The organism is Microcoleus sp. S13C4, assembly GCF_036700865.1.
Taxonomy (GTDB): domain Bacteria; phylum Cyanobacteriota; class Cyanobacteriia; order Cyanobacteriales; family Microcoleaceae; genus Microcoleus.
The window spans coordinates 82,755-94,449 of record NZ_JAUBPS010000021.1 but is presented as its reverse complement, the minus strand read 5'-3'; the positions used below and the strand labels follow the sequence as shown (position 1 = coordinate 94,449).

Below are 11,695 nucleotides of genomic sequence, written 5' to 3'. Positions count from 1 at the left end.
ACAATAGCATCTATAACTGGATGGGATTACATTTTGTCAGCCCTAGCTACTGTTGCATGATTTTTGAAAATTGGTATAAAAATTCAACATGAAAACCCTGTTAAAAAAGCTGTTACTTCCCCCCCACTTGGAGTACCTAGCACTGGATAAAGACTTTTTAATCCAAGAAACCTCTATCAAAGTGCAGCGGTTTGGCGAATGTCCCGACGAAGTAGTCGCCGGCAACGATGTCCGCATTCCCTTTCCTGAATTGGTGGGAACTGAAGAAATTTTAATAGATATTTTTGAAAGACGTTTGCCAAATTTTGAATTAAAAGCGATCACGCGGCTATTAGAAAATGACTTGCGACTTTATTTTGATATGTATATCGTCGAGTTCACCAATGACGATAATTATCAGAGATTAATTATATTTTTTGAAGACGTAACCGACAGGATGGCTTTAGAACAAACTCTAGTGCAAGCTACCAATGAAATGGATATTTTATTGAGTACCTTAGCTACTACTAATAATTATGTTGAAAAAATTATTACTTCAATGGCCGAAGTTTTGTTGGTAACAACAGCCTCGGGAAAAATTAAAAAACTCAATCAAGCGGCTCAAGATTTGTTTGGTTACAGCGAATCAGAATTAGTAGGCCAGCAAATAGACACTCTTGCTGCTGTTGGCTCCTCTTTGCAAGCAATCAGTCAAGAGGACAGTCAACAATCTCAAACTCACACCGAAGTAATTTGCAGAGGCAAAAGCGGAGAAAAGCTCACAGTTTCGTTTTCCTGTACGGCAATTGCGACTGACATTAAAGGCGTTTATGGATCTTGGGCCGCCCTTCAAGATTTCGTTTACATCGGCCGCGATGTCACAGATAGACAGCGCGCCCGCAAGCGACAAATAACTCAGTACGTCACCACTCGCATCCTGTCGGCATCCGAAACAATCAAAAAAGCTATAGCAGCAATTCTCCCCGTAATTTGTGACAGCTTGGGATGGGATACTGCCGAACTTTGGATGCCAGAATTTGGGGAAAAACTGCTGTCAGAAACTAAGAGAATAACTGCGGTTTCCGACCCCAATTTGCTTCGCTGCGTCGCCAGTTGGACAAAACGCTCTGTTTCTCTCCCCAAATTTGCCGAATTTACCGAACAAATGACTTGTGCGTTTGGCGAAGGATTGCCCGGTCTCGTTTGGGCGAGCGGTTCGTCTCAGTGGATTGCGGATGTCACAAAAAGTGACAGTTGTCTGCGCCGCGAAATCGCTGCCGAAGAAGGACTGCACGGAGCTTTTGGTTTTCCAATTTTGGGCGACTACGACCCGGAAAATTCTGCCAAGTCTGTTTTGGGGGTGATACTTTTCTTCAGCCGCGAAGTGCAGTGTTTTGATGAAGAATTGCTGCAGATAATGGCAACCATCGGCAGCCAACTCGGTCAATTTATCAAACGCAAGCAAGCTGAAATAGCTTTGCGGGAAAGCGAAGAACAACTCCGAGACTTATTTGAAAATGCTACTGACTTAATTCAAAGTATTGGAGCGAACGGTCATTTTTTGTATGTAAATCGGGCTTGGCGAGAAACTCTGGGCTACAGTGAAGCAGAAATTGCTCAAATGACTGTGTTTGATATCATTCATCCGAACAGTTCCCAAGAGTCTCTGGATATATTGTATCAAGCTATTACTCAAAAAACAGTCAATGAAAATACATTATATCCAGACTCTATTGAACTAACATTTATTACTAAATATCAGGAAAAAATTTTGCTCGAAGGCAGCATAAGCTGTAAATTTGCGGCAGGTTCGCTAGTAGCAATTCGCGCTATTTTGCGAGACATTACTGCTCGAAAAAGGGCCGAAGACGCCCTAGCAAAATCTGTGTCTCTGCTGCTAGCAACTTTTGATTCTACTGCGGACGGTATTTTAGCGATTGACAGGAGCGGAAAAATCGTCACTTTCAATCGACAATTTGTGGAAATGTGGGGCATACCTAACGAAGTGATGGCACTGCGAGATGACGCCATAGCGATCGCCTTTGTCCTGAACCAACTCAAAGACCCCCAAGCATTTCAAGAGAGAATACAATCGCTTTACGAGCAGCCAGAAGCCGAAAGTTACGACTTGTTGGAATTTCAAGACGGCCGATTTTTTGAACGCTATTCGCAACCGCAGCGACTCGGAGATACAATTATCGGCAGAGTCTGGAGTTACCACGACATTACGGAACGCAAGCAAGTAGAAGATGCCCTGCGAGAAGAACAAGAAAAATCAGAAAACTTGCTGTTAAATATCTTGCCCCAGGCAATAGCAGAACGCCTCAAGCAAAACGAAACTACTATTGCCGAATACTTTCCAGAAGTGACTGTTTTGTTTGCTGACATTGTGGGGTTTACTGCTTTGTCTGCCGTCATGAATCCGATCGATCTTGTGGAGCTCCTGAATCTGGTTTTCTCAGAATTCGACCTTTTGTGCGAACGGCACGGGTTAGAGAAAATCAAGACCATCGGCGACGCATACATGGCAGTAGGAGGACTGCCTGAACCCAGGGCAGACCACGCAGAGGCGATCGCCCAAATGGCCCTAGATATGCAAGCTGAAATAGCCAGATTTAATGCTAGCCATAATAAATATTTTAGCCTACGCATTGGCATTCACAGCGGCCCGGTTGTTGCCGGAGTTATTGGCATAAAGAAGTTTATTTACGATTTGTGGGGCGATACGGTAAATATTGCTTCCCGCATGGAATCTCAGGGTTTGCCTTGGCGGATTCAAGTCAGCGAAACTACTTATAAGTTAGTGGAAGACAAATATTTGTTTCAGGAGCGGGGAATTATTGAAGTTAAAGGCAAAGGGCAAATGAAAACTTATATTCTCATTCGCCCAAAATAAGGTAGGTCATCATTCATCTGGCTGATGACTAAAAGTGTTGTTAAAGTTAATTAGCAATACTTTTTGGCCAAGACTGATGCAACTTGCTAATTTGCCGACAAATTTACGATCGCCCGACGAAGCTGTCGATCGCCACCCTGTAACGGTTGACCCCTCCACTTCCCTCGGGGATGCGCTCGCTCTGATGCGTCGGGCGAGAAACCCTTGTCCCGTGACTACTTCACAGGCCCACTCAAACGAAAGGGTAAAAGCCTCGATTAGTTGCGTCTTAGTTGTCGATGAAAATCAGCTAGTCGGACTGCTAAGCCCGGAAGATGTGCTAAACTTCGCCGCCGAATACGGATGGCAAGGCATGAAAGTTGCCGATGCAATGACGCAGAATTTAATTGTCTTAAAAGAATCAGAATTTAAAGATATTTCTACCGCATTTAAGCTATTTTGTCAATACTCGATTGATTGCTTGCCAATTGTGGATGAACGCGGTCAGCTCGTAGGGTTAGTCAGCGAAAAAACGATTCGCCCAGCAATGTATAACTGGATGGAGACACGGCACCAAGAAGCTGCAAAACTTCAGGAACAATCCGAACTGTTAAACGGTAATTGTGAACTAGAAACACGAGTCAGCGATCGCCAAAATGTCGAAAATCACCTGCTGCAGAGCCAGGTGCGCTACCAGGCGATTGTGGAAGACCAAACCGAACTGATTTGCCGCTACCTCCCCGACGGTAAAATCACCTTTGTCAATCAAGCTTACTGCCACTATTTCGGCGTGCAACTAGAAGACTGGCTCGGCAACAGCTTCATGTCGCTGATCCCAGAAGCAGACCGAGAAATTTTTCAAGAGCAATATACTTCTGTGTCTCCCGAGAAGCCTGTTTTTACGTGCGAGCACCGAGTAATTTTGCCAAGCGGGGAAATTCGCTGGCAGCAGTGGATCGATCGGGCGATATTCGACGAGAGCGGACAAATCGTCGAGTATCAAGCAGCAGGCCGGGATGTCACGGAGCGCAAACAAGCAGAAATCGCTTTGCAGCAGCTCAATGCAGAGTTAGAACGGAGAGTCCAGCAGCGGACACAATGGTACGAACTGGCAGTATCGGCGGGCAAAGTGGGGGTTTGGGACTGGAATTTGGAAACCGACGAAATCTACATTGCTCCGTCTTTGAAAGCTTTGTTGGGCTATCAGGACGCAGAGATTCCCAACCGCATGGAAAATTGGGTGTCTCACGTTCATCCCGACGATCGAGTTGCAGTCGCCGAAGCAGTAAATGCTTATCTAGAAGGTTTGACAGAAATTTATGAAGTAGAACACCGGATGCTGCGTAAAGACGGCAGCACCTGCTGGATACTTGCCCGCGGCAGCGCGAGCCGATCGGCTTCTGGCAAGGCTTCCCGCCTGACTGGCACTGACACCGACATTACCGATCGCAAATTGACCGAAGAAAAACTCCAAAAATCCGAAGCCGAACTTCTAGCGCTGTTTAACGCCATGACGGATATCGTCATGGTTTTCGACGCAAGCGGCCGCTACCTCAAAATCGCCCCCACGGCTCCCGAACTGCTTTACAAACCGGCTCCTGAAGTGCTGGGCAAAACCGTCGCCGAAATCTTCCCAGAAGCGGAAGCTAATTTTGCCCTGACCCACATTCGCCAAACATTGGCATCTGGGCAAACCCACAGAGTTGAATACAGCATGGAAATTGGCTGCAAGTTATTTTGGTTTGATGCCAGTATTTCGCCGTTGGAGCTCGATCGGGTGATGTGGGTCGCCCGAGACATTACCGCTCGCAAACAGGCAGAAGCTGCACTGCAAAAGAGCGAGGAAAAGTTTCGCAACTTATTTGACGATGCTCCGATCGCGATCGGTTTGACAAGCGTGCGCGACTACCGCACTATCAAAGTGAATGCAGCTCACCGCCAGATGTTGGGCTACAGCGATTCGGAGTTGGCGACGATGACTTTTACTCAACTGACGCATCCCGAAGATTTACAAGCAGATGTGGAGCAAGTCAAGCAGTTGGTCGAGGGCAATATTTCTCGCTTCGGGATCGAAAAACGATTGATTAAGAAGAATGGCGAGCTGATCTGGGCAAACTTGACGATGACGGTGATCCGCGACCGCGAGGGAATTCCTCTCTACAGCATGGGGGCGATCGAAGATATCAGTTATCGTAAGCGGGCAGAAATGGAATTTCAGCAGTTAAAAGAACGCCTGCAATTTTTACTGGCTTCTAATCCGGCAGTAATTTTTACTGCCGCACCCACGGGAGATTTTTGTACTACTTACATTAGCGATAACGTTAAGGCAATCGTGGGCTACGACCCCCAAGAACTGTTAGCAGATTCTAAATTTTGGTCGAGCCGGATTCACCCTAAAGATCGGCGACAGTTTCTAGCAAACTATTCGGATTTGTCTGAGGGAAAAAATTGCATTTGCGAGTACCGCTTTCTGCACCGAGACGGACTTTACCGCTGGCTGCGGACGGAACTGAAACTATTGGTTGACAGCATGGGCATTCCGATAGAAATTATTGGTTACGCCGCCGATATCACCAATTCTAAATACGCCGAAATTGCGCTGCAACAGCAGTTCGAGCGAGAACGGCTTGTGGAGGCGATCGCCCGTCGCGTCCGCCAGTCTTTGCAATTAGAAGAAATTCTCAACACTACGGTTGCCGAACTCCAGCAAGTATTGTTAGCCGATCGAGTTTTGGTTTATCAAATTTTACCGAAAAGGGGCGGGCGAGTCATTGCTGAAGCCGTGGCAGAAGGATGCAGCCAACTCGTGGATAGATATTTTGGCGAAGAGGTTTTTCCGGCCCAAAGTTATCAGCTTTATTTGCAAGGGCGAATTTCTGCGATCTCCGAACTAGATGACCCCTGCATTACACCTTGTGTGGTGGAGTTTATGAAACAAATTCAAGTTAGGGCAAAGTTAGTAGTGCCGATTATTCAGCACAGCCAAGTTTGGGGATTGCTGATTGCCCACCAATGCGATCGCCCGCGCCAGTGGCGAGAATGGGAAATCAATTTATTTCAGCAGTTGGTGAATCAATTAGCGATCGCCATTCAGCAATCTCTACTCTACCAGCAACTGCAAGCTGAACTGAGCGATCGCAAACAAGCGGAAGCAAATTTGAAAAACTCCCTCAAAGAAAAAGAGATTTTGCTCAAAGAAATTCACCACCGCGTCAAAAACAACCTCTGCGTAGTTGCCAGTCTGCTAGAATTGCAATCTAACACAGTTGCCGACCCGCCAATAGCCAAAATGTTTGAAGAAAGTCAGAATCGCCTTTACTCTATGGCTCTGATTCACGAAAAATTGTACCGATCGAGTAACCTGGCGAAAATTAATTTAGGCGAATATCTCGAAGATTTGGTAAGTAACTTGTTTCACTCTTACAATATTAGTGAAAACCGCATTCAGTTGCAGGTATTAGCTGAGCCAATTTCCCTAAATATTGAAACGGCTAGTCCCTGCGGTTTAATTGCAAATGAATTGGTTTCAAATACCCTAAAACACGCTTTTCCTGATGCCACGACTGGTACAGTTAGTGTAGAATGTTATCAAACGGGCGATGGAGAAATCAACCTCTTAGTTAAGGACAACGGCATCGGCTTTCCTCAAAACTTAGATTTTCGGAAAACTCACTCGATGGGCTTTCAAGTTGTCTGCACTTTAACCGAGCAGTTAGAAGGAAGCATCGAACTGTCAAGACAAACCGGCACAGCCTTTCACCTAAAATTTCACGAATTAAACTACTCTCAAAGATTTTAAAATCATGGATGTGGTCGAAAAAGCAATTAATATTTTGATTGTCGAAGACGAACTCTTAATTGCTAAAAGTTTAGCCCAAAAATTAGAAAAATTGGGATATCAAATCGCAGACATCGTTTCTTCAGGAGCCGATGCCATTCAGCGCGCAGGCGAATTGGAACCCGATTTAATCTTAATGGATATAGTCATCAAAGGCGACATTGACGGCATAGAAACAGCAGTAATAATTAATCAAGAATTAGATATCCCCATTATCTATACAACTGCCTATGCCGACGACGAAACTTTGCAGCGAGCCGAAAAGACTGGCTCTTACGGCTACCTCCTCAAACCGTTTAAACAAAGAGAACTGCACGCCACCATCAAGATAGCGCTGAGCAAACATCAAGAAGCAGTTAAAATGCAACAACTAATTGCATTAGCAGCAGCCAAAAGCGAAAACCGCTCGCGATTTATTTCAATGGCTTACCACGATTTAAACACTCCTTTAACTACCATACAGCTATCGGCAGAAATGTTGGAAGATAGCGAATTACAGAGATCATCAGGAACTACTAATAAAAATGTCGAACGCATTAAGAAGGCGGTCAGCAATATGAGTGAATTGCTGGAGGATATTTTAATGCTCAGCAAAGCCGAATCCGGCAAACTTTCCTTGAATTTAAATCAGATTAATGCGACGGATTTCTGCAACTCTATTTTAGAAGAACTGCAACCAATTGTTACCGACAAACACATCGTAACTTTCCGCAATCAAACAAATCCGGTGCACGCCAATCTCGATGCAAAACTACTGCACCACCTCCTGACTAATTTGCTTTCAAACGCGATTAAATATTCTCCAAACGGCGGCAATGTCAGTTTAGAATTAAGCTGCGAAAACCAGCAAATAATTTTGTGCGTTAGAGATGAAGGAATTGGCATGACAGCGGAATATAAGGGAAAATTATTTCAGCAGTTTGAACGGGGTGCTAATGTAGGCAAGATTAAAGGATCGGGGTTGGGACTTTGCATTGTCAAACACATAGTTGACCTGCATGGCGGTACAATAAGTGTGGAAAGTGAACTCGGTAAAGGTACTACATTTATGGTCGCGCTGCCTTTTTTAGTTAGTAGTAAGTAGTTAGTAGTCATCTATCCTTCTTCCTTCTTCCTTCTTCCTTCTTCCTTCTTCCTTCTTCCTTCTTCCTTCTTCCTTCTTCGATAAATCGATCGGGAGATAAAAGCTCGATCGCCCTATCTTCTTCTCCCCCCGCCCAATTAGCAAATCGCTCAGCCAAAGCAGGTACAATAGTCAAAGGATTGCTGAGACCCGAAAAAACGTGCAATCCAGGGCGATCGGCAATCGGCCCCACTACAGGCAAATTATCACCGCTAAATGCCACACTACACTCGTGCCAAGTTGCCGGTAAACCTGCCAAAGCAGGCAAAACTTTGCTGATTCCTGCACGAATTGCCGTTTCGCTGGTTTGGCGATCGACTTTAGCATTCAAATCGCTCAAAGTGCGAGACAATTGCCCGATCCGCAAACTGCCATCATTAAATTGAATTGCACCCGAATCTAAAATCGGCGACAGCAACTCTTTCCCCGGTTCATCCCAAAGAAAATCCATCTCAATTCTACTCGATTCAGCTTCCAATTCAAAACGTTTTAATACCGCAGGCATCACCAAAGTCCTCAGTTTTAAATCCACAGGTGCAGTTTCCAAAATCTCCGTGCGAGTAAAATAAACTCCCACAGAAACACCAGCCGCTTTCAGCAAACTCCGACTCCAACCTCCAGCACAAACCACAGCATTTTCACAGCGATAAATTCCCTGCGCCGTCTTGACTCCCGAAATCCGATTTCCCTCTTCTATAAACCCAATTACTTCAGCAAATTCTATAGTTCCTCCCAACCGTAGAAACCCTTGACAATAAGCTTTATTTGTGGCAGTCGGCGAAATGTGACCGTGACGCACAGTCAGAGCTCCGGCGATCGCACTTTTATTCAGCAAAGGTTCCAACTCCCCAGCTTCGGCAACGCTTAAAAGCTGCGGAACAATCGCAAAATGCGCGTAATTAGCCGCCGCTTTTTCGGCATCAGTACCCGCATCAATTGTCAGCAACAAATCCAACTCGCGAAACTCAGTATCAGCATCTAATTGGGCCGATAGATTGCGGTGACGTTCGATACCTTCCCGACACAATTGGCGAGTTAAATCAGTCGTCCCTGACCAATAAGCCAAGCCACCATAACTAAAACGAGTAGCATTTTGCATCGTAGCATCTCGTTCCAAAAGTAGCACAGCAAAACCTTTTTTTGCCAGTTCGTAACTCAGTGACGCACCCGTAATGCCACCGCCGACAACAATCCAATCGTAACTTTTCATGAGCAACTCAAAGGGAAAGAAAATATCATGCTTAGATTTTAGCTTAGGTTTTTTCCGAACCAATCGAAAAACCTCTACCTACAGGAAGAGGCTGCCTGCGATCGCCCTAACTGAAACTTCCACCCCTCGGGAGATGTTTGTGCAGGGATATTTTTCGTTCAATAGTAGGAATTAGAGTCGGCAAAAAATTAGAAATACCAAAGAGGTTTTTATGAGTATCGACAAACCGGGCAGAGATATGGAGCGCACTGTCAATCCGGGCGATCGCATTTCCGACGAACCGCAAACCATCGAAGAAAAAGCCCAGCAACTGGCGGTAGACCACGTGCCAGACATCACGGGCGATGTTGTTACAGTTCCAACTTATGTGATGGTAGAAGAACCCGATGGGGAAAAGAAAGCCCTGCACCACGTCAAAGACGCCGAGGAAATTTCCGACGTAATTCGGCAAGCCCGCGTTGACGAAAATGGCGAGCGGATTTGGGATTAAGTTCACTTCAATAAAAACGGGTTTGTTGTACAAAAGTTATCTGTAGAAATCATGGAAACAAATCAAAGAAATAGTACCCCCTATCCGAATATTCCGCCGATTCTAGAAAGTGACGACAGAGAGTATCGCGACGCCGGCATTACGAGTACGCTTTCAGTTGCAGGCCATCCCATCCACCCCATCATCGTCATCTTTCCGGTAGCCTTTTTAGTAGGAGCCGCGGGTACGGACATCGGTTATTGGCTCACAAGCGATCCGTTTTGGGCGAGAGCTTCGGTTTGGCTGATGGGTGTCGGTTTTGCTGCAGGGATTTTGGCCGCAATCACGGGCTTTTTAGATTTTTTCAAAGTTAAAAGAGTGCGCGATCGCAGTGCCGGTTGGTTGCACATGGGTGGCAATGTGGCGGTTATGGTACTTACCCTGATTAACCTGGTGTTGCGACAAGGAAATCCGGCTGAGCCGATCGTATATACAGGTTTAGCAATATCGATCGTCGTAGCAACTTTGCTGGGCATTACAGGCTGGTTCGGCGGCGAACTAAGTTTTCGCCATAAAATCGGCGTCATCGGCCCTACCAGTCATAATTCGTAGGTTTGTGACCGTTTTTAGTAGGGACTTCAGTCCCTCTTCAGTGGATAATTTAGGACTAAAGTCTTGACTACACACTTAAAGATTGTCCCAGCCAATTGAGATAAGCATCGCTGCCAGCGGTAATAGGAATAGCAATAATTTCGGGAACTTCATAGGAATGGAGTTCCTGAACTTTTGTTTTTAAAGCCTCAAATTTAGCCAAATCAGTTTTAATCAGCAACTGCCATTCTGACTCGGAATGAGTCTCGCCTTGCCAAGTATAAATAGAGCGAATTGGCGACAAACTCACACAAGCCGCCAGCTTGTGTTCCACTAGAGATTTAGCAATATTTTCCGCCTCCGCCTCCGATGCAGCAGTTACCAGCACCACCCCAAAATTAATTGTCATAGTCCTCAGTGAACAGTGAACAGTCATCAGCGAACAGTCATCAGTGAACAGTGAACAGCGAACAGTCAACAGTCAACAGTCAACAATTAATTTCCGTAACTTCCCAAGAATTGACTCTACCCGCCCCAGCTAAGGAAAAATAGCGCCTCGTAGATTCCGGCAAAATAGCTCCCGCCAACAAAGCATTATCTAAATTAGCTCCTATTAACGTCGCCTCGCTCAAATCTGCTGCCATCAAATCTGCTTGACACAGCTTCGCCCAATTCAGATTTGCCCCTTTCAAACAACTTCCCTTCAACTTAGCCCCGGTTAAGTTTGCTCCCGCCAACTTCACCCCCCGCAATTGAGCCGCGCTGAAATTTGCTCCTGCCAAATTCGAGCCTTCCAAATTAGCTCCCATCAGTTTAGCTTCGCTCACGTTGACGCCGCTCAAATCTACACCGCAGAGATTCACCCCTGTCAACTGCGCTCGCCGTAGACTGACTCCGGTTAATTGAGCTCCAAAAAGTTTTGCACTATTGAGCCTTGCACCGTAAAGGTTTGCCCATTTAAAATTAGCTGCCGTCAGATTCGCGCCCAGCAAGTTAACTAATTGCAAGTCGGCGCTGCACAAATTGGCATTCCACAACACAGCACCGCGCAGGTTTGCGCCCGTTAAAGTTGCGCCACTTAACTTTACTCTGGGCAATTTTGCTTTTACCAAAAAAGCTCCACTCAAATTAGCTTTTGTCAAATCTGCACCCGAAAGTTGGGTTTCGCCCATTTTGGCAAAAGCCAGATTTGTTCTTTGCATCTGTGCATCTTTGAGTGTTGCTTTGGTGAGAAACGCCCTGCTGAGGTTCGCCCCGGAAAGATTAGCTCGCGAAAGGTTGACTCCGATTAAGATTGCTCCGCTGAGGTTTTTCCCACGGAGGTCGGCTCCAGTAAAGTCTCTTTCTCCTTTTTCGTAATTGTTGAGCAGTTCACTAACTTCCATAGGGCATGATACCTTCTATGATTGGGGGGTTTCGATCCAGAAATCTTTACTGTTAAGGTTGTTTCAGAAAGGAAACTGTTTTAGAAAGGAAACTGTTTTAGCGTTTGCCTCAAACGGTATAAATTTCTTTAACATCACTTTCTGTTTAAAGGCAATCTCTTAATAAAGATTTTATATCTTCCACGCGGTAGCGATCGCCCTTTCGGTATTTTTGAATTAAAAGTT

At 45.5% G+C, this 11,695-nt stretch carries 8 protein-coding genes; 5 read left to right on the top strand and 3 right to left on the bottom strand.

Annotation, left to right across the window (positions count from 1 at the left end):
• The first annotated feature begins 88 nt into the window (after positions 1–88).
• From QT996_RS11685 to QT996_RS11675, 3 genes are all read left to right on the top strand, one after another.
• Positions 89–2,875: an adenylate/guanylate cyclase domain-containing protein gene (locus tag QT996_RS11685; RefSeq protein WP_333046711.1), complete on the top strand. Its 2,787-nt coding sequence runs from the start codon at positions 89–91 to the stop codon at positions 2,873–2,875.
• Positions 2,876–2,951: 76 nt separating this feature from the next.
• Positions 2,952–6,653, top strand: a complete 3,702-nt coding sequence (locus QT996_RS11680; RefSeq protein ID WP_333046710.1) for a PAS domain S-box protein — start codon at positions 2,952–2,954, stop codon at positions 6,651–6,653.
• Between the two features lie 4 nt (positions 6,654–6,657).
• Positions 6,658–7,776, top strand: coding sequence for an ATP-binding protein (locus QT996_RS11675; RefSeq protein WP_333046709.1), 1,119 nt, complete (start codon positions 6,658–6,660; stop codon positions 7,774–7,776).
• A 7-nt stretch (positions 7,777–7,783) separates the two neighbouring features.
• Here the strand turns inward: QT996_RS11675 and QT996_RS11670 are convergent, their stop codons facing one another.
• A complete protein-coding gene (locus tag QT996_RS11670) occupies positions 7,784–9,025 on the bottom strand; it encodes an FAD-binding oxidoreductase (RefSeq protein WP_333046708.1) in 1,242 nt (413 codons plus the stop codon).
• 211 nt (positions 9,026–9,236) lie between these two features.
• On the opposite strand from QT996_RS11670, the gene QT996_RS11665 reads away from it, so the two are divergent.
• Together QT996_RS11665 and QT996_RS11660 are read left to right on the top strand one after the other, a co-directional pair.
• Positions 9,237–9,515: a hypothetical protein gene (locus QT996_RS11665; RefSeq protein WP_333046707.1), complete on the top strand. Its 279-nt coding sequence runs from the start codon at positions 9,237–9,239 to the stop codon at positions 9,513–9,515.
• A 51-nt stretch (positions 9,516–9,566) separates the two neighbouring features.
• The gene (locus QT996_RS11660; RefSeq protein WP_333046706.1) at positions 9,567–10,106 is read left to right on the top strand and encodes a DUF2231 domain-containing protein; all 540 of its coding nucleotides are present in this window, start codon (positions 9,567–9,569) and stop codon (positions 10,104–10,106) included.
• Between the two features lie 67 nt (positions 10,107–10,173).
• Here the strand turns inward: QT996_RS11660 and cutA are convergent, their stop codons facing one another.
• Positions 10,174–10,494: a divalent-cation tolerance protein CutA gene (cutA, locus tag QT996_RS11655; RefSeq protein ID WP_333046705.1), complete on the bottom strand. Its 321-nt coding sequence runs from the start codon at positions 10,492–10,494 to the stop codon at positions 10,174–10,176.
• 79 nt (positions 10,495–10,573) lie between these two features.
• Positions 10,574–11,470 (bottom strand): pentapeptide repeat-containing protein, encoded by an 897-nt coding sequence (locus QT996_RS11650; RefSeq protein ID WP_333046704.1) that lies wholly within the window; start codon positions 11,468–11,470, stop codon positions 10,574–10,576.
• Between the last annotated feature and the right edge of the window lie 225 nt (positions 11,471–11,695).